The sequence below is a fragment of the Variovorax sp. CCNWLW235 genome, from assembly GCF_037204085.1.
In the GTDB taxonomy this organism is placed as follows: domain Bacteria; phylum Pseudomonadota; class Gammaproteobacteria; order Burkholderiales; family Burkholderiaceae_C; genus Variovorax.
This window is the reverse complement of the sequence record NZ_JBBCBW010000008.1, coordinates 170,197-188,698: the sequence shown is the minus strand read 5'-3', so window position 1 is coordinate 188,698 and position 18,502 is coordinate 170,197. Positions and strand designations below refer to the sequence as shown.

Sequence of the window (18,502 nt, the reverse complement as noted above, 5' to 3'; positions counted from 1 at the left end):
ATTCAACCGCCCGCCACAACTGGGTGAAAATGTCGATGTGCGCCGGCCTTTGCCGGCGCCTTCGCTTTCTCTCTTCAGACAACGATCTCGCGCAAGTGACCTCTACTTCTTCCAAGCCACACGACCTCCAGGCCCTCGACACGCTCACCGGCGGCGCCTTCACCGCGCCAACCTCGGGCGAGCGCGCCGCGCGCATCCGCGACTGGCTCGCGGGCAACCCCGCGCCCGAGCAGATGCAGGAAGTCTTCAAGGAGCTGAGCGGCCGCGACAAGGGCGCGGCGCGCCTCTTGCGCGAAAAGCTCGACGAACTCAAGCGCGCCAAGGGCCAGGAAGCGATTGCCGCCGAATGGGCGCAAAAGGCCGAGGCGTTGCTGGGCCAATCCAAACTCAACATTGCCGATGCGCTCGCCTGGCAGCGCGACGCCGCCAAGGCCGGCGCGCCGCTTTCGCGCGAGCCGCTGGCCGGTTTCAAGGTGCAACTTGCCGAGCGCGTGAAGGGCATCGAAGACCTGCAGCACCGTGCCCAGGTGCACCGCGAAGCCGCCGTGCTGCTCGCGCAGCGCTTCGAAGTGCTCTCGACCAAGGGCTGGCAGGACGCCCAGGCCGCCGAGGAATCGCTGCGCGCCGACGTGACCCACTGGCAGCAACAGGCCGCCGACATCACAGCCGATGCCAACTGGAGCAGCCTGGATGCCAGGTTTGCCCCGCAGCTCGAATCGTCGAAGGCGCAATTGCTGGTCGTGTCCGATGCGTTCCATGCGGCGTTGGCCCAGGCGCAGGCCGCGGCGGCAGACGCTGCGGCACCCCTGCCGCCGGTGCCCGTGTGGGCCGACGAGCTGCGCGCCGCGCGCGGTGAGGTGGTGGCGCCCAAGGCCGCGCCCGCCAAGCCGGCCGCACCCAAGGTCGATCCGGCCGTGCGCGCAGCCGCGCAAGACGCCGTGCAAGCGGCCCTTGCCAAGCTCGAGCAGGAAACCGCCGAAGGCCACGGCAAGGCCAGCGCCGGTGCGGCCGCGGCACTGCGCGCGGTGCTGAAGGAACACGGCAAGCTCGTCGATGCCCCGCTCGAAGCGCGCGTGCATGCGGCGCTGGTGGCAGCCGGCGAACTCGAAGGCTGGCAGCGCTGGAGCGCCGACAAGGTGCGCGAAGACCTCGTTGCCAAGGCTGAAGGCCTGCTCAAGCGCCCTGAAGGCCAGGCCCTCGGCGGCCGCAAGATGCAGGAAACGCTGCGTTCGCTGCGCGACCAATGGAAGCAGGCCGACCAGGGCGGCGTGCCCAACCATGCGCTGTGGAAGCGCTTCGACGAAGCCTGCAACGAAGCCCACAAGGTGGTCGAAGCCTGGCTCGAAAAGGTTCGCGCCGACGCGGCCGAGCACCGTGCCCACCGCGTGGCGCTGATCGAAGAGGTCAAGGCCTGGGCGGCCGAGCATGCCACCCCCTCCGACCTGAAGGCGCACAACCGCGCGCTGCACCAGTTTGCCGACCGCTGGCGCGATGCCGGCCACGTGGGCGAGAAGGTCTTCGCCGAGTTGCAGCCGCAGTGGAACGAAGCATTCGGCGCCGCGCGCGCACCTTTCGAGACGGCGCAAAAGGCCAGCATCGAACGACGCCAGGCCATGATCGCCGAGGCCGCCGAGCTTGGTGCCCAGCCCATGCTGCGCATCGATGCCGTCAAGGCGCTGCAACAGCGCTGGCAGGCGGAGGCCCAGAGCGTGCCGCTCGACCGCCGCCACGAACAGAAGCTGTGGGACGCGTTCCGCGCACCCATCGACGAAGCCTTCAATCGCAAGACCGCGGAGCGCGAGAAGTCCGCGACCGCGATGAGCGAACACGACCGCCATGTGCTCGAGGCTTCCAAGGCGCTCGACGCTGCCAATGCCGGCGGCGACGTGCAGAAGATTCGCGCCGCCATTGCCCGGCTCGAAGCCGCGCTGCGCGGCGAGGCGCCCCCACCGGCACCCGCGCCCTCCAGCGACGGACCTTCGGTCGGCGCTACCGAGGTGATCGCACCCGGGCAAGCCGCGGCCGAGTTTGGCGAGAGCGCCGAACAGGCCCCGGGCCCGAGCGACGCGGAAGCCTTGCCCGGCACGCGCGCCGAATCGGCGCCAGCCGCCAACCCCGATCTGGTGGCCCCGGCCGACGGCGCAGATTCTTCGGCGCGAGCCGACAGCGCGGCACACGAAGGCAGCGAACCTGCTGCGGCCGAAGAAGCCAAGGCACCGCCCGCACCGCCGAAGCCGGCCCCCAAGCCGGTGGTTGCCGTGCGCGGCGACGACCGTCCCGGTAACAAGAAGGCCGAAGCGGCCCCGGCAGCCCGTGCAGGCGGCAGGTTCGGCGACCGGCGCGATGGTGCCCGTCCGGGCCCGGGCGGCCCCGGTCGTCCTGGCGAGCGCGGGGCACCTCGCGCTGATGGCCGTGGCGACCGCGGCGATCGCGGTGCACCGGCGGGCCGCTTCGGCGACCGTCCGCCGCGCTTCGAAGACCGAGGTCCGCGGCTCGGCGATGCCGCTTTCCGCGCGCAGCGCGAAGCCCTCGAGCGTGCGGACATGGCGCTGCGCAAGCTGGCGGCCCAGGCCCACGGCGAAGCGCTCACGCAAGTGCTCGGCGCATGGGAGCAACGCGATGCCTCCAAGCTGCCCAGCGTTCAGGAACTGGGCCGCGCGGTTACGCCAGCGGTGCGCACCGGCTGGTCCCAAGCCATCGGTTCGGCGCCCAAGGCTGCACCCGATGAAGCCGCCGAAGCACTGCTGCGCCTCGAAATGGCCGCCGAAGTGCCGACGCCTGCGGAGCAACTCGACGCACGCCGCGCGCTGCAGCTCAAGCTGCTGACGAAGCGCGGCGATCCGGCTCCGGCGCAAACCTGGGGCCAGGACGCTGGCAAGGTGCTGGCTGCCGCGCATGATGCGGCCAGCGCGCGACGTTTGCAGAACGCGTTGAAGGCGCTGCTGCGCAAGTAAAACGCATCGGCTGATGGCCACGCATGAAAAAGGCGCCCCGCGGGGCGCCTTTTTAATGTTGCGATGAAATCGCGTGGATCAGACTTTCTCGCCGATCACGGGCGTCTGGACGGTGGCCGCCTGCTCGGCCGCATGGCCGCTCGCCATCCGGCGGCGGACGAACAGCCCGCCAATGCCCAGCAGCAGGGCGATGGCGCCGACGATCAGGGTGATTTTGTCCGTGGCCATCGATGCCGCGACCTTGTCCTTGTTCTCCATGATCTTCTGCACGTCGGCCAGGGCGACCACCGGTCGGCCCTTGAGCTTGGCCTCGTAGACGAGGTTGTTGTCCGAGGGATCGATGCGCACTTCGATGGCTTCGTCGATCAGCGGCTCGACCTTGCTCCGGCCGATGGCGTGGTCGACGCGCCATTTCTCGGTGCTGCCGTCGGCGAGCTTGGCGTCGAGCACGAAGTAGTGGCGCGTCGTGGTGCCGCCGCGGCGGCGCTTGGTGGTTTCGGTGATCTCGCTGCCGCTGACGATCGTGCCGCTCTTGGCGACCAAGTCTTCCACCGCGGTGCCGTGCGTCTCGGCGCCCGCCTTGAACTGCGCATAGCCTGCCCATCCCAGGATGCCAATGCCGAACAGCAGCGCGATCCATGCCTTGCCCGTGAGCTGATAGAACCAATCCCTCATGTTGTTGACCTTTTTCGGTGAGTTGATAACCCACCGATACTAAGGGGCAAACTGCTACTGAATAGGTAGCAAAGAATGAAGAATTGGCGGGCGATCAGCCCTGTTTAGGAAGAAAGAATTCATCGAACAGCGCCACCACCGCAGGGAAGTCCCGCGCGAAGTTCGGACGGTTCACGAAGTAGGCCTCGCAGGCCACCGCGAAGAACTCGCTGATCGATGTCGCGCCGTAGTCGTCGAGCCATGGCGGCTCGGCGCCAAAGCGGTCGGCGAGGATCGTCTTCTCGCGAAAGTCTTCGTATGCCGGCTGCAGCACCGCGAGCCAGGCGGCGCGAGCCTCCCGCGCGCTCTTCTTGCCCGCAAAGCCCGGCGGCAGCGGCGGACAGCCGTCGGCATCGCCTGCGCGCATGTCGATCTTGTGTGCAAACTCGTGGATCACGACGTTGTAGCCGCCGCCCGTGGCGATGCCGCTTGCGAGCACATCCTGCCAACTCAGCATCACCGGGCCGCGGTCCATGGCCTCGCCGGCCACCACCTCATCGTATTCGTGCACCACCTGTGCTTCGTCGACGATCTTGCGCCGCGCAACGACCTCGGACGGATGCACCACGATGCCGACAAAATCGTCGTACCAGTCCAGGCCGCCCTTCAGGTTGAGAACCGGCAGCACCGCCTGCGCGGCAATTGCCAGCGCGACCTCGTCAGTGATGACGAAGCCCTGCGTGCCATGAAATTCCTTGTCGCGCAGGAATTCAGCCGTAAGGGTGCGCAGCCGTTGCTGTGCGGCGTGAGGCAATTCGCCCAGAAAGGCATAGCGCTCGAGCGTTGCCTGCCAGGCCGCTTCGGGAATTGGGGGCAGGGCGCGCAACCGGCGCAGCCACTTGAACATTGCGTCGGTTAGCGCAGATCGACGCGTTGCGCGCCGGCGGGTGAAAGGCACAGCAGCTGCGCACGCGGCGGATGGGCCGCCGCGTCCCAGTCGCTCAGCACCATGCGCTTGAGGCCGTCTCCCAGATCGTGATCAGCGGGCCGGTGCGTGTGGCCGTGCACCAGCGTGCGCGCGCGCGCCTGCTCAAGCCATTGGCGTGCGGCGCCGCCATCCACATCGGCCCAGAGCGCCGACGGGTCGCGCTTTCGGTCTTCGCTTTGCGTGCGCATCGCGCGTGCGAGCGCCCGGCGTTCGGCAAGCGGCCTGGCCAGAAATGCAGCCTGCCATTCGGGCGTGCGCACCTGGGCGCGAAACTTCAGGTACTCGGTATCGTCCAGGCAAAGAATGTCGCCGTGGCTCAGCAGCCAGCGTTCACCGTGCAGCACCAGCACCGTGGGGTCGTCCAGCAGCGTGAAGCCGCATTGGGCCGCAAGCGCAGGGCCCACGAGGAAGTCGCGGTTGCCGTGCATGAAGTACACCGGCAGCCGTTCGGCCGTGCGGCGCAGCAGCTCGGCGCACTGCGCCTCGAAGCCCGGCGGGGCGGCGGCATCGTCTCCCACCCACACTTCGAACAGGTCGCCGAGGATGATCAGCGCATCGGCCGGTGTGGTCTGCAAATAACCCTGCCAGGCCTCGAAGGTGGCGGGCTCGCCGGCCTGCAGATGCAGGTCGGAAATCAGGTCGACGGTGCGCCACGTGGGCGGGGCGAGCAGCTCCTTGAAAGCCGGATTTGCCGCCATGCCGATGTCGTGCCCCGCCTGGTCTTGCCGGTCGTTATTCGGAGACGACGACAGCCTTTTCGATCACGACGTCTTCGAGCGGCACGTCGTCATGGAAGCCCTTGCGGCCCGTTTTCACGGCCTTGATCTTGTCGACGACATCGGTGCCGCCGGTGACCTTGCCGAACACCGCGTAGCCCCAGCCTTGGGCCGAGGGGGCGGTGTGATTCAGGAAGCCGTTGTCGGCCACGTTGATGAAGAACTGGGCCGTGGCCGAGTGCGGTGCGCTCGTGCGGGCCATGGCCACGGTGTAGTTGTCGTTCTTGAGGCCATTGTTGGCCTCGTTCTCGATTTCGGCGCCGGTGGGCTTTTGCTTCATGCCGGGTTCGAAGCCGCCGCCTTGCACCATGAAGCCCGGAATCACGCGGTGGAACACCGTGTTGTCGTAGTGACCGTTCTTCACATAGTTGACGAAGTTCTCGGCCGACTTGGGGGCCTTGGCGCTGTCGAGCTCGAGCGTGATCACGCCGTAGTTCTTGATGTGCAGTTCGACTTTGGGGTTGCTCATGAGGGAGTCCTTCTTTCGGATGTTCGGAAATTACTTCGCCAGTGTGGCGGACTTGATGATGATGGGCTCGAGCGGCACGTTCTGCATGCCGCCCTTGTTACCGGTTTGAACAGCGCGGATCTTGTCGACCACGTCGGTGCCGGACACGACGCGGCCGAACACGGTGTAGCCGTAGCCGTCCGGGTTGGGCGCGTTGAGCGAGTCGTTGTTCTTCACGTTGATGAAGAACTGCGACGTGGCCGAATTCGGGTTGCCGGTGCGCGCCATGGCAATGGTGTACCTGTCGTTCTTCAGGCCATTATTGGCTTCGAGGGCAATGGGCGCGCGCGTGGGTTTTTGTTGCATCTCGGCCGTGAAGCCGCCGCCCTGGATCATGAAGCCGTCGATCACGCGGTGGAACACCGTGCCGTCGTAGTGCTTGTCGTTGACGTACTGCAGAAAATTCTCGACTGTCTTGGGGGCCTTGGCCTGGTCGAGTTCGACCAGGATGTCGCCAGCCGAAGTGGCGAGCTTCACGCGCGGACCCGCCTGCTGCGCATGCACGGCACCGGCAAAGGCGAGGGCTGCGGCCAGCGCGAACGCACCGCGACGGCTGAACCGGGTGGACGGGGAAGTGAAGAAGGCTTGGATCGTCAAGGAAAGCTCCGTGTGCGAATGATGTGGGGTGCGGGCCCGGCAACGCAAGCTGCCGTGGCCAGGGTGCCCGTGCGGCCGGTTACTTGCTCGGGCGGCCGACCGGTTTGCGAACTTCCGCCGGAGGCGGTGGCAGCGTTGCGGCTTGTGCCTCGGTCTTCGGGTTGAAGATCTGGCGGATCAGCGAGAGCTTCGGCGCAACGCTGGCGTTGGTGCTGGCGAATTGCTGCGCCCGCACATATTCCTGGGCGGCAAGGCGCGCATACACGTCGCCGAGATTTTCATGCGCGGTGGCGTAGTTGGGGTTGAGCTTGAGCGCTTGTTCCAGCGCGGCGCGTGCCTGGTCGAACTTGCTCTGCGCCGCATACAGCGCGGCCAGGTTGTTGTAGGGCTCGGGCAACTCGGGGAAGTCTTGCGTCAGCTGCGTGAAGGCGGCAATGGCCTCGTTCTGCTTCTTTTGCTCGGTGAGGATCACGCCCCGCAGAAAGCGCATCTGCGGATCGCGCGGCTTGCCGGCAATGTACGCGTCGGCCTTGGCCAGCGCCTCGTTCGACTTGCCCTGGCGCAGCAGCGTGTTCACGTCGTCGTAGTCGTTGGCGTACGCGGCGGAACCCCACAGGCTGAAGAGCAGTGCAAAGGCGAAGGAGAGTTTGGAGAACGCGACGTGCTTCATGAAGCCTCGGCAAGATTGGGAAGTGCGGGCCTCGAAAACACCCGGAATGTACACGGCAGCAGCCGTTTATACTGCGGTGCATTGTAGCCGAGGGGCCATGTCCAACCCCTCGCGGCCACTGTCCCCGTCACCCCTGAAATCCAACGTCGTTCGCCCGTGCCGCACGTGCGCGAAGCGACGTTTTCCGAGCCTCATGAGTCTGCGCATCTACAACACGCTTTCGCGTGAACTGGAGGAGTTCTCCCCATTGCAACCGGGCCGGGTGCGCATGTACGTGTGCGGCATGACGGTTTATGACCTGTGCCACATCGGTCATGCTCGCATGATGATGGCCTTCGACGTGGTGCAGCGCTGGCTGAGAGCGAGCGACTATGCCGTCACCTACGTGCGCAACATCACCGACATCGACGACAAGATCATTGCGCGCGCGGTGCAGCGTGGCATCACGATCCGTGAGCTGACCGATGAAGTGATTGCGGGCATGCATGAGGACATCGGCGCCCTCGGCATCGAGCCTCCCACCATCGAGCCGCGCGCCACCGAGTACGTGCCGCAGATGCTGGGCATCATCGAGAAGCTCGAAAAAAAGGGCCTGGCCTATCGTTCGGACAACGGCGATGTGAACTACGCGGTGCGCAAGTTCCCGGGCTACGGCAAGCTGTCGGGCAAGTCGCTCGACGAGTTGCATGCGGGCGAACGCGTTGCCGTGCTCGACGGCAAGCAGGATCCGCTCGACTTCGTGCTCTGGAAGGCTGCCAAGCCGACCGAGCCTGCTGACGCCAAATGGGAAAGCGCCTACGGCACCGGCCGGCCAGGCTGGCACATCGAGTGCTCGGCCATGAGCTGCGCCACTCTCGGCGAAACCTTCGACATCCATGGCGGGGGCGCTGATCTCCAGTTCCCGCACCACGAGAACGAGATCGCGCAGAGCGAAGGCGCCAACGGCCAGCCCCTGTCGCGCTTCTGGGTGCACAACGGCTTCGTGCGCGTGGACAACGAGAAGATGTCCAAGAGCCTGGGCAACTTCTTCACCATCCGCGAGGTGCTGCAGAAGTACGACGCCGAGAGCCTGCGCTTTTTCCTGGTGCGTACGCACTACCGCAGCGCACTCAACTACAGCGACGCACACTTGGACGACGCCCGCAATTCGCTGAAGCGCCTTTACACCGCGCTCGATTTGGTCGCTCCAGCCGAAGTGATGATCGACTGGACGCAGCCCTATGCCGCGCGCTTCAAGGCCGCCATGGACGAAGACTTCGGCACGCCCGAGGCTATCGCCGTGCTGTTCGAGCTGGCCGGCGAGGTCAACCGCACCAAGTCCGCAGAAACAGCCGGCTTGCTGAAGGCGCTGGCCGGCTCGCTGGGCCTGCTGCAAGGCGACCCGCGTGCGTTCCTGCGCGCAGGCACTACGCTGGACGAAGCCACCATCCAGGCGCAGATCGATGCACGCGCGGCCGCCAAGGCCGCGAAGAACTTTGCCGAGGCCGACCGCATCCGCAACGACCTCTTGGCGCAAGGCATCGTGCTCAAGGATTCGCCCACCGGCACGACCTGGGCCGCAGCGCAGTGAACGGAACCACCAACCCCATGCCTGCAACCAGGAAATCGAGCGTCCAGATCTTCACGCCCGATTACTGGGAGGAGGCCTGCAAGCACTTGGCGAAGAAGGACCGCGTGATGAAGCGGTTGATTCCGAAGTTCGGCGATGCCTGCCTCGAGTCGCGCGGCGATGCGTTCACCACGCTCGCGCGCAGCATCGTGGGCCAGCAGATTTCGGTGAAGGCCGCGCAGACCGTATGGGACAAGTTCGCGGTGTTGCCGCGCAAGCTGACGCCGGCCAACGTGCTCAAGCTCAAGGTTGACGACATGCGCGCGGCAGGGCTGTCGGCGCGCAAGGTCGAATACCTGGTCGACTTGGCCATTCACTTCGATTCCGGCGCGGTGCACGTCGATGCCTGGAAGGACATGTCGGACGAGCTCATCATCGAAGAGCTCGTGGCCATTCGCGGCATTGGCCGCTGGACGGCTGAAATGTTCCTCATCTTCCACCTGATGCGGCCCAATGTGCTGCCGGTGGACGACCTGGGCCTGCTCAACGGCATCAGCGTGAACTATTTTTCGGGCGATCCCGTGAGCCGCAGCGATGCCCGCGACGTCGCCGTGGCCTGGGCACCATTTTGCAGTGTGGCAACTTGGTATATTTGGCGCTCGCTCGACCCGGTACCGGTCGCATACTGAACAACAGGAGAAGACGTTGGCGAAACGAACCTTCCTCGACTTCGAGCAGCCCATTGCTGAACTCGAATCCAAGATCGAAGAACTGCGCTATGTACAGACCGAATCGGCGGTCGACATCTCGGAGGAAATCGACCAGCTGGGCAAGAAAAGCCAGCAACTCACCAAAGACATCTACAGCGACCTGACGCCCTGGCAGATCACCAAGATCGCGCGGCATCCGGAGCGTCCGTACACGCTCGACTACGTCAACGAAATCTTCACCGACTTCGTCGAACTGCACGGCGACCGGCATTTCTCGGACGACCTTTCGATCGTCGGCGGTCTTGCGCGCTTCAATGGCACGCCCTGCATGGTGCTGGGCCACCAGAAGGGGCGCGACACTAGGGAGCGCACCGCGCGCAACTTCGGCATGAGCAAGCCCGAGGGCTATCGCAAGGCATTGCGGCTCATGAAGACGGCCGAGAAATTCAAGCTGCCGGTCTTCACCTTCGTCGATACGCCCGGCGCCTATCCAGGCATCGACGCCGAGGAGCGCGGACAGTCCGAAGCCATCGGCCGCAACATCTACGAGATGGCGCAGCTCGAAGTGCCGATCATCGTCACCATCATCGGTGAAGGTGGCTCGGGCGGCGCACTCGCAATCTCGGTGGGCGACCAACTCCTGATGCTGCAGTACTCCATTTACTCGGTCATCAGCCCCGAAGGCTGCGCTTCCATTCTCTGGAAGACCAGCGACAAGGCGCAGGAAGCGGCCGATGCCCTCGGCATTACCGCGCACCGCCTGAAGGCGTTGGGCCTGGTCGACAAGATCGTGAACGAGCCGGTCGGCGGCGCGCACCGCGACCATCGCCAGATGGCCGCTTTTCTCAAGCGCGCGCTCAACGACGCCTTCCGCCAGGTCAGCGACCTGAAGCCGAAAGAGCTGCTCGATCGCCGCTACGAACGCCTGCAAAGCTACGGGCGCTTCAACGACACCAAGGCCGACACCGGCAGATAAGCAAGCGCCCCATGAACGAAGCCTTCGAACGCGCGATGGCCGCGTTCGAGCCGGCGCATCTGCCGCTGGCGGTGGGCTTCAGTGGTGGGGCGGATTCCACTGCCTTGCTGGCCGCTTGCGCATCGGCTTGGCCGGGGCAAGTGGTGGCCTTTCACGTGCACCACGGGCTGCAAGTTGCGGCCGACGATTTCGAGCGGCATTGCACCGAGGTGTGCGAGCAGCTGGGCGTGCCGCTGGTGGTGCACCGTGTCGATGCCCGGCACGCGCAGGGCGACAGTCCTGAAGATGCGGCACGGCGGGCCCGCTACGAGGCCTTCGCAGCGATGGCCGGCTCGGGCGAACCGGCCGGCACTATCAAATCGCTTGTTCTTGGGCACCACGCAGATGATCAGGTCGAGACACTGCTGCTCGCCTTGTCCAGGGGGGCGGGGCTGCCGGGCCTCGCGGCCATGCCGGCCCATGCGCGGCGCAATGGGCTCGACATTTACCGGCCCTTGCTGGGCGTGCCCGGCTCAGATATCCGTGCTTGGCTGAAAGGCCTCGACCTTCCCTGGATCGAGGATCCGACCAACCAGGACGAGCGCTACACCCGCAATCGCATCCGCGCCGTGCTGTTGCCCGCGCTTGCGCAGGCTTTTCCGCAATTCCGCTCCACCTTCACCCGCAGCATCGGCCATGCCGCACAGGCTCAGGAACTGCTGGGCCAACTGGCGGAGCAAGACTTGGTCACGGTCGGCGATCCACCGCGCATTGCCGCGCTGCGGCTGCTTTCACAAGCGCGCCAGGGCAACGTGGTGCGGCACTGGCTGATGCAGGCGCACGGCTGCGCCCCCAGCACGGCGCAACTGGACCAATTGCTGAGCCAGTTGCAGGCCTGCACCACGCGCGGCCATCGCATCCACCTCAAGGTGGCCAACGGTTTCGTCGAGCGGCGGGGCGATTTCCTGCATTGGTACAATTCCAGGCCCTCGCCCAAGGCTTCGCGCTGACGGCTTGCAGGGCGCCGCGTTGGCACTCGGGAGTGCAGCGGCCCTTTCTTTTTCTCTGAATTCACCCATGGCATTGATCGTTCACAAATACGGCGGTACGTCGATGGGCTCGACCGAGCGCATCAAGAATGTCGCCAAGCGCGTCGCCAAGTGGGCGCGCGCCGGCCACCAGATGATCGTGGTCCCGAGTGCCATGAGCGGCGAAACCAATCGCCTGCTCGGCCTGGCCAAAGAGTTGGCCCCGAGCAAACCCAGCGACGCCCACGGCCGCGAACTCGACATGCTCGCCGCCACCGGCGAACAGGCTTCGTCGGCGCTGCTGGCGATTGCGCTGCAGGCCGAAGGCATGGAGGCCGTGAGCTACGCGGGCTGGCAGGTGTCGGTGCGCACCGACAACTCCTACACCAAGGCCCGCATCGAGAGCATCGACGACGAACGCGTGCGCGCCGACCTGGACGCCGGCAAGGTGGTCGTCATTACCGGCTTTCAGGGCGTGGACGATAGCGGCAACATCACCACGCTGGGCCGCGGCGGCAGCGACACCTCGGCCGTGGCCATTGCCGCCGCCATGAAGGCGCACGAGTGCCTGATCTATACCGACGTGGACGGCGTCTACACCACCGACCCGCGCGTGGAGCCCGATGCGCGCCGCCTCTCGACCGTGAGCTTCGAAGAGATGCTCGAAATGGCGAGCCTGGGCTCCAAGGTGCTGCAAATCCGCTCGGTGGAATTCGCCGGCAAATACAAGGTTCCCCTGCGTGTGCTTTCGAGCTTCACGCCCTGGGACATCGACATCAATGAAGAGGCCAAGTCCGGCACGCTGATCACTTTCGAGGAAGACGAAAACATGGAACAAGCCGTCGTATCCGGCATCGCTTTCAACCGCGACGAAGCCAAGATATCGGTGCTCGGCGTGCCCGACAAGCCGGGCATCGCGTATCACATCCTCGGTGCCGTGGCGGACGCCAACATCGAAGTCGACGTGATCATCCAGAATCTCAGCAAAGACGGCCGCACCGACTTCAGCTTTACCGTGCATCGCAACGAGTACGCGAAGACGGTCGACCTGCTGCAATCGAAGGTCATGCCCTCGCTGGGCGCGACCGAGATCGTGGGCGACACCAAGATCTGCAAGGTCAGCATCGTGGGCATCGGCATGCGCAGCCACGTGGGCGTGGCCAGCAAGATGTTCCGCGTGTTGAGCGAAGAGGGCATCAACATCCAGATGATTTCGACCAGCGAGATCAAGACCTCGGTGGTCATCGACGAAAAATATATGGAATTGGCAGTGCGCGCGTTGCACAAAGCCTTCGATCTGGACCAACCTGCCGCCTGACAGTGGCATAATCTCGGCTTCTTTCAGGAACTGTGACCGAGTGGCCGAAGGTGCTCCCCTGCTAAGGGAGTATGGGGTGTAGAGCCTCATCGAGGGTTCGAATCCCTCCGGTTCCGCCAAGCTGATGAAGCCCTGTTGATCTTCGGATTGACAGGGCTTTTTTCATGCTCGGGAAATGCTGCGAGCATCGCTTTAAAGCCAGCGGCTGCTTTTTTCGTCTGCGTTTTCCGATGCCTCAAGGTCTCCGGCCATAGCTGCGATGAGGTCGGTACATGCTGGCATATCGTGGCACGGCCGAAGCAGTGCCATGAACGGCGGTGGAGTTGAAAGGCTGTCCAAAGTATTCAAATCCACTGCATCGCAGCTTGCGCGCGGGCGCATTGATCTGCCCAGATCAGAAACGAGCGTAAATAAATCTCGTGCAAGCACCCGAGCCGTAGCAGCTTTGCGACAAAACTGGGGCAAAAGTAACGATCTGTATGGTTAAATTGCCCGAACTATCGCGAAGAGGACGAGGGAATCTCCATGAAGCTGCTGCTGAGCGTCGTGTGCGCCGTTGTTGCATTGGGCGGGTGCGTCAGCACGCCGCCGACACCGACGGAGCCTGGAACAGGGTCGGGGCTTTCCTATGTGCCCATGGTGGCCATGCAAGGCGTCGACAAGGCCCGATACGACAGCGACGTGGCCGATTGCCGCACCGCGGCGACGCGGATCACCGCGCGCAGCGAATCGGGCGACGCCATGTGGCTGGCGCTGGGCCTGGGCTTGGTCGTGGTGCACGGCCAGGGCATCGTGGTGGCTGCTGCCAAGGGCGGTATTGCGGCTGCGGCAATCGACATGAGCTACCAGCCCGACGCGAGCGTGATTGCCGAGCACCAGCAGATTGCGATCGTGCACTGCATGGCGAAGCGCGGGTATCACAACCTCGACCCGAACGTGCGCGACACCTTCTACGGTCATTCCTTCAATCCCGAAGTCGTGATGGCGCCGCGCCGCACCGGCGTGGATACCTACAACGCCGAACTCGTCGCTAAGGCCGGGCAGTGCAGCATTCAGCCGCGCGCGGAGCTGACGGCCAAGGGCCCCGGCTACGAGGCCTACAACGTGCCGTGCTCCAACGGCGCCACCTGGGCCGTGCGCTGCGAATTCGGCAAGTGCCGCGTGCTGGGCCAGTCGGCCGTTCGCCGCTCCTGATTCGCGACGGTGTCGGCGCCGCGTGCGCCGACGACCCGCGCCCGCTCGATCACTTGATGATCATTCCCTTGAGCGCCGGATCCGCGGGCGGCGCCTTGAGCTTCATCTCCCGCAGGGTTTTCATGAGCAGCTTGGCAATCATGAGATTGCGGTGCCGCTTGTGGTTGGCGGGTATCACGTACCAGGGCGCGTGATCGGTGGAAGTGGCGCGCAGCGCCTTGTCGTAGGCCTGCTGGTAGGCGCTCCACTTGGTGCGCACTTCGAGGTCACCCATGCTGAACTTCCATTGCTTGCCGGGCGTATCGATACGCGCCTGAAGGCGTTCGCGCTGTTCGTCCTTGTCGATGTGCAGCATGCACTTGACGACCACCGTGCCGGTTTCGACCAGCAGGCGCTCGAAGTCGTTGATTTGCGCATAGCGCCGCTTGGCCTCGGCCTTGTCGATCCAGCCTTCGACCACCGGCACCAGCACGTCTTCGTAGTGGCTGCGGTTCCACACAGCGATTTCTCCCGTGCGCGGCACGACCGCATGGCAGCGCCAGAGGTAGTCGCGCGCGCGTTCGTCGTCGGTGGGTGCCTTGAAGGCCGTCACGCGAACGCCGAGCGGCGAGGTGCGTGAAAAAACCCAGCGCACCGTGCCGTCCTTGCCGCTGGTGTCCATGCCTTGCAGCACCAGCAGAACCTTGCGGCGGCCTTCGGCATGCAGCAGGTCCTGCATTTCGTCGAGTTCGCCGGCCAGCTCGTCTATTTCGGCGATTTGTGCGGCTTCGTTGCCCTCGAGAAACGGCGTTTCTCCGGGGCTCACCTGCGAGAGTTGGAAGCTGCTGCCGACGCGGTATTTTTTAAGGCTGGCCATGAACCGGAGCTCCGTGCAAAAACACGCAGCGTACGCGATCGGCGGTCAGCGGTCGGACTCATCCGGATCGATGGATGCGCTCCAGCGGTTGTCCCAGTCGGCGTGCCGCGCCGCGCCGTCGAGCTCCCGGCGGTCGCGCTTGGTCGGCCGGCCCTGCTCGATGGCCAGCGCCGGCTCGCTGCCCATGCGGCGCTGTTCGCGGGCTGCGGCCTGCGCGGCAATGCTCTCCGCCGTCTCTTCATAGAGCTGCTGCGCCACAGGCGCGGGGCCGCGCTGTCCGCTCAGGCCGCGCACCGTCACAGTCCGCGTGATGGGGCCGAGGCGGATGGCCACGGTGTCGCCCGCCTTGACCTCGCGGGACGCCTTGGCAACGTCGCCGTTCACTTGCACACGGTTCTTGCCGATCTCTTCCGCGGCCAGCGACCGCGTCTTGAAGAAGCGGGCGGCCCAAAGCCATTTGTCGATGCGCAAGCGATCCATATTCAGGAATTGTGGTGGTAGACAGGGAGCCGCACGACAGCGTCGAGCCCGACCACCTGTGCGGAATTTTCCTGCATGCCGCGGTTGTCGAGGTTGATGCGGCCGCCGAGCGCCAGCACGATTTCGCGGCAGATGGCCAGGCCCAGCCCGGAGCCGCTGCCGGTGTCGCCGGCGGAGAACGGCGCAAACAGGCGCTGGCGAAGCTCGGCCGAAATGCCGGGGCCTTCGTCGCGCACCGTCAACACTGCTTCGCCGCCGGTAGACTGGACCATGACCGAAAGAGCACCGCCCCGGGGGCTCTGCTTGATGGCGTTGTGCAGCAGGTTGCGCGTGAGCTCCTGCAGCATCCAGCGGTGCGCGCGCACCGTCACAGGTTGGTCCACCGCCAGTTCGAAGTCCAGCGCCTTGTCGGCGATGAGCGGCGAGAGGTCCAGCGCAATTTGCCGCACGACTTCGCCGAGTTCGAGCGGAACCGATTCCGGCTGCTGGCGCAGCTGCTCGACCTTGGCGAGCGAGAGCATCTGGTTGGCGAGCGTCGTGGCGCGCTCCACGGTGTGGCTGATTTCGCTCAGCGCCTGTTCGGGCGCCACGTCACCGCGCCGCGCCGACTGCACCTGCGCCTTGAGCACCGCCAGCGGTGTGCGCAACTGATGAGCGCTGTCGCGCACGAATCGCTTTTGATGGTCGAGCAGGCGCTGCAGCCGGCCCATGACTTCGGTGGTGGCATCGACCAGCGGGCGCAGTTCGCGCGGCGCATCGGGTGCATCGATGGGCGAGAGGTCGTCGGCCGCGCGCTTCTCGATGGCCTCGCCGAGCTCCCGCACCGGACGCGTGGCGCGCTGTACCACGAGCACGGTAACCAGCGCGATCACGCCCATCAGCAGCAGCTGGCGCCACAGCATGTCGGTGAGCAGCTTGCGCACCAGCGTCTCGCGCAGCTCGAGGGTTTCGGCCACCTGCACCACCGCCATGCCGCGGCCCTTGGCGCTGGCGACGGGTTGCAGCAAGACGGCCACCCGCACCGGCTGGTTGCGAAAACGTGCGTCGTAGAAATCGACCAGCGCCGAATAGGCGCCGCGGTCAGGAATTTGGCCGCGCCAGAACGGCAGCTCGGCAAAGCCCGAAACCATTTCGCCGTCGAGCGCGGAAACGCGATAGAAAAGCCGGCTGCGGTTGTCGGCCTCGAAGGCCTCGAGCGCGGAATAGGGCACGATGGCGCGCAGCCGCGCCGCTTCGTCGTAGCCTTCCACGTCGAGCTGCTCGCCGATGGTCTTGGCCGAGGCGAGCAGGGTGCGGTCGTAGGCCGTGGTGGCCGCGGCCAGGCTCTGCCGGTACAGGCTCACGCTGTTGATCACAATGAACAGCGCCACCGGCGCGAGAATGCCGAACAGCAGCCTCGCGCGCAGCGACAAGGCCTTCTTCATGGCTCGGCGCGCAACAGGTAGCCCAGGCCGCGCAGCGTCATCAACGCCGCGCCCGTGCCCGCCAGCTTCTTGCGAAGGCGGTACACCACCACTTCCACGGCTTCGTACTGCACATCGGTTTCGCCCGGAAACACCAGTTCGAACAGGCGCTCCTTGCTCACGGCGTGGCCCGGTTTCATCATCAGCGCCTTGAGCAGCGCCAGCTCGCGCGGGGTGAGCTCCAGGATGCCGCCGCGGTGGTAAACGGCGCCGCTTTCGGGCTCGAAGCGCAGGCCGCCCACCTCCTGGGGGTTCAGGCCCATGTCGGGGCCGGCATTCTGGTGGCGCCGGCGCAACGCCCGGATGCGGGCTTCGAGTTCGTCGAGGTCGAAGGGCTTGGGCAGGTAGTCGTCGGCCCCGGCGTTCAGGCCCATGATGCGGTCGCCCACCGTGCCGCGGGCGGTCAGCAGCAGCACGGGCGTGCGCAGCCCCGCAGCGCGGGCCTGGGCCAGCACCTGGAGGCCGTCCAGGTTGGGCAGGCTCAGGTCGAGCGCCACCACGTCAGGCTCCAGCTCGCGCCATTGCTCGACGGCCAGGGCGCCGTCGCCGCAGATGCGCACGTCGATCTTGCTGCGGGCGAGGGCGCGCTGCAGGGTGACCTGCATCGAGGGATCGTCTTCGACCAGCAGCAGCTTCATGGGGTGAGGTGGGGGAATGGTACTTCGGTGTTTTCCCCAGTCCGGCGGACAGCCAACTGACAGCGGGGCGGCGCATGATAGCGGCTCAGGTCCAAGTCAGGTTTTCTTTAGTTCTCAGGAGACAACGATGCGTCGCGACACCTTTTTGAAGTCATTGGCCGCGCTGGCCGCCGCCGGAGCCCTGCCGTTGTCGGCGCGCGCCGCTGCCAACGTCAAGATGATGATTCCAGCCAACCCGGGCGGTGGCTGGGACACCACGGGCCGCGCGCTGGGCAAGGCACTGACCGACGCCAAGCTGGCCGACACGGTCACCTATGACAACAAGGGCGGCGCCGCGGGCGCACTGGGCCTGGCCCAATTCGTGAACGGCTCCAAGGGCGACCCGAACGCGCTCATGGTGATGGGCTCCGTCATGCTCGGCGGCATCATCACCGGCAAGCCGCCGGTCAACCTGTCGCAGGCCACGCCGCTGGTGCGCACCACCACCGAATACAACGTGTTCGTGCTGCCGGCCAACTCGCCCTTCAAGACCATGAAGGATGTGGTCGAGCAGCTCAAGAAAGACCCGGGCAGCGTGAAGTGGGGTGGCGGTTCGCGCGGCTCCACCGAGCACATTGCCGCGGCCATGATCGCGCAGAAGGTCGGCGCCGATCCGTCCAAGATCAACTACGTGGCCTTCCGCGGAGGCGGTGAAGCCACCGCCGCCATCCTGGGCGGCAACGTCACCGTCGGCGGTAGCGGCTACAGCGAATTCGCCGAATACATTGCCGCCGGCAAGATGAAGGCCATTGCGGTCACGTCCGCCCAGCGCCTGCCGGGCATCAACGTGCCCACGCTGAAGGAGCAGGGCATCGACGTCGAGATCGGCAACTGGCGCGGCGTGTACGGCGCCCCCGGCATTACCGCCGAACAGCGCAAGGCGCTGACCGACATGGTGCTGGCCGCTCTCAAGAGCCCGTCGTGGGCCGAGTCGCTCAAGAAGAACGACTGGACGCCGGCCGTGCTATCGGGCGAGGCTTTCGCCAAGTTCGTCGACGACGACTTCGCCAGCCTGCGCGCCATCATGGCCAAGTCCGGAATGATCTGATTTCGCTCGCCCCAATCTTCGCGTACTTCGGAGATTGGGGGCTCTTTCGATAGTGGGGCCCTTCAATGGGCCCCATT

At 65.5% G+C, this 18,502-nt stretch carries 18 protein-coding genes and 1 tRNA gene; 9 read left to right on the top strand and 10 right to left on the bottom strand.

Annotated elements, in window-relative coordinates; all coding sequences use genetic code 11:
• Window positions 1–35: 35 nt before the first annotated feature.
• Window positions 36–2,954, top strand: a complete 2,919-nt coding sequence (locus tag V9L21_RS12250) for a DUF349 domain-containing protein (protein ID WP_443304754.1) — start codon at window positions 36–38, stop codon at window positions 2,952–2,954.
• A 78-nt stretch (window positions 2,955–3,032) separates the two neighbouring features.
• Here the strand turns inward: V9L21_RS12250 and V9L21_RS12245 are convergent, their stop codons facing one another.
• From V9L21_RS12245 to V9L21_RS12220, 6 genes are all read right to left on the bottom strand, one after another.
• Window positions 3,033–3,629, bottom strand: coding sequence for a hypothetical protein (locus V9L21_RS12245; RefSeq protein WP_337312158.1), 597 nt, complete (start codon window positions 3,627–3,629; stop codon window positions 3,033–3,035).
• 94 nt (window positions 3,630–3,723) lie between these two features.
• Window positions 3,724–4,515, bottom strand: coding sequence for a zinc-dependent peptidase (locus V9L21_RS12240; RefSeq protein ID WP_337312156.1), 792 nt, complete (start codon window positions 4,513–4,515; stop codon window positions 3,724–3,726).
• An 8-nt stretch (window positions 4,516–4,523) separates the two neighbouring features.
• The gene (locus V9L21_RS12235) at window positions 4,524–5,294 is read right to left on the bottom strand and encodes a UDP-2,3-diacylglucosamine diphosphatase (protein WP_337312154.1); all 771 of its coding nucleotides are present in this window, start codon (window positions 5,292–5,294) and stop codon (window positions 4,524–4,526) included.
• Window positions 5,295–5,328: 34 nt separating this feature from the next.
• The gene (locus V9L21_RS12230; RefSeq protein WP_157614400.1) at window positions 5,329–5,841 is read right to left on the bottom strand and encodes a peptidylprolyl isomerase; all 513 of its coding nucleotides are present in this window, start codon (window positions 5,839–5,841) and stop codon (window positions 5,329–5,331) included.
• 30 nt (window positions 5,842–5,871) lie between these two features.
• Window positions 5,872–6,477 (bottom strand): peptidylprolyl isomerase, encoded by a 606-nt coding sequence (locus V9L21_RS12225; RefSeq protein WP_337312150.1) that lies wholly within the window; start codon window positions 6,475–6,477, stop codon window positions 5,872–5,874.
• Between the two features lie 79 nt (window positions 6,478–6,556).
• Window positions 6,557–7,147, bottom strand: coding sequence for a tetratricopeptide repeat protein (locus V9L21_RS12220; protein ID WP_337312148.1), 591 nt, complete (start codon window positions 7,145–7,147; stop codon window positions 6,557–6,559).
• A gap of 193 nt (window positions 7,148–7,340) precedes the next feature.
• On the opposite strand from V9L21_RS12220, the gene cysS reads away from it, so the two are divergent.
• The 7 genes from cysS to V9L21_RS12185 all read left to right on the top strand — a co-directional run bounded on the left by cysS (window position 7,341) and on the right by V9L21_RS12185 (window position 13,901).
• Window positions 7,341–8,717 (top strand): cysteine--tRNA ligase, encoded by a 1,377-nt coding sequence (gene cysS, locus V9L21_RS12215; protein WP_337312146.1) that lies wholly within the window; start codon window positions 7,341–7,343, stop codon window positions 8,715–8,717.
• Between the two features lie 17 nt (window positions 8,718–8,734).
• Window positions 8,735–9,385: a DNA-3-methyladenine glycosylase family protein gene (locus V9L21_RS12210; protein WP_157614396.1), complete on the top strand. Its 651-nt coding sequence runs from the start codon at window positions 8,735–8,737 to the stop codon at window positions 9,383–9,385.
• 16 nt (window positions 9,386–9,401) lie between these two features.
• Complete coding sequence (locus tag V9L21_RS12205) at window positions 9,402–10,382, top strand: acetyl-CoA carboxylase carboxyltransferase subunit alpha (RefSeq protein ID WP_258506946.1); 981 nt, start codon at window positions 9,402–9,404, stop codon at window positions 10,380–10,382.
• 11 nt (window positions 10,383–10,393) lie between these two features.
• On the top strand, window positions 10,394–11,371 hold the full coding sequence (tilS, locus tag V9L21_RS12200) for a tRNA lysidine(34) synthetase TilS (protein WP_337312144.1): 978 nt from the start codon (window positions 10,394–10,396) through the stop codon (window positions 11,369–11,371).
• Window positions 11,372–11,438: 67 nt separating this feature from the next.
• The gene (locus V9L21_RS12195) at window positions 11,439–12,707 is read left to right on the top strand and encodes an aspartate kinase (protein ID WP_337312141.1); all 1,269 of its coding nucleotides are present in this window, start codon (window positions 11,439–11,441) and stop codon (window positions 12,705–12,707) included.
• 26 nt (window positions 12,708–12,733) lie between these two features.
• Window positions 12,734–12,826 (top strand) — tRNA-Ser (locus V9L21_RS12190).
• A 406-nt stretch (window positions 12,827–13,232) separates the two neighbouring features.
• The gene (locus tag V9L21_RS12185) at window positions 13,233–13,901 is read left to right on the top strand and encodes a hypothetical protein (protein WP_337312139.1); all 669 of its coding nucleotides are present in this window, start codon (window positions 13,233–13,235) and stop codon (window positions 13,899–13,901) included.
• A gap of 49 nt (window positions 13,902–13,950) precedes the next feature.
• Here the strand turns inward: V9L21_RS12185 and V9L21_RS12180 are convergent, their stop codons facing one another.
• The 4 genes from V9L21_RS12180 to V9L21_RS12165 are packed head-to-tail and all read right to left on the bottom strand — an operon-like array spanning window position 13,951 to window position 17,338.
• Complete coding sequence (locus V9L21_RS12180) at window positions 13,951–14,757, bottom strand: PPK2 family polyphosphate kinase (RefSeq protein ID WP_337312137.1); 807 nt, start codon at window positions 14,755–14,757, stop codon at window positions 13,951–13,953.
• A gap of 45 nt (window positions 14,758–14,802) precedes the next feature.
• A complete protein-coding gene (locus V9L21_RS12175) occupies window positions 14,803–15,237 on the bottom strand; it encodes an RNA-binding S4 domain-containing protein (RefSeq protein WP_157614338.1) in 435 nt (144 codons plus the stop codon).
• A 2-nt stretch (window positions 15,238–15,239) separates the two neighbouring features.
• The gene (locus V9L21_RS12170; protein ID WP_337312133.1) at window positions 15,240–16,661 is read right to left on the bottom strand and encodes a sensor histidine kinase; all 1,422 of its coding nucleotides are present in this window, start codon (window positions 16,659–16,661) and stop codon (window positions 15,240–15,242) included.
• Window positions 16,658–17,338, bottom strand: coding sequence for a response regulator transcription factor (locus V9L21_RS12165; RefSeq protein ID WP_258506938.1), 681 nt, complete (start codon window positions 17,336–17,338; stop codon window positions 16,658–16,660). Before V9L21_RS12165 ends, V9L21_RS12170 begins: the two co-directional genes overlap by 4 nt.
• A 127-nt stretch (window positions 17,339–17,465) precedes the next feature.
• On the opposite strand from V9L21_RS12165, the gene V9L21_RS12160 reads away from it, so the two are divergent.
• Window positions 17,466–18,425, top strand: a complete 960-nt coding sequence (locus tag V9L21_RS12160; RefSeq protein WP_157614336.1) for a Bug family tripartite tricarboxylate transporter substrate binding protein — start codon at window positions 17,466–17,468, stop codon at window positions 18,423–18,425.
• Window positions 18,426–18,502 lie beyond the last annotated feature (77 nt).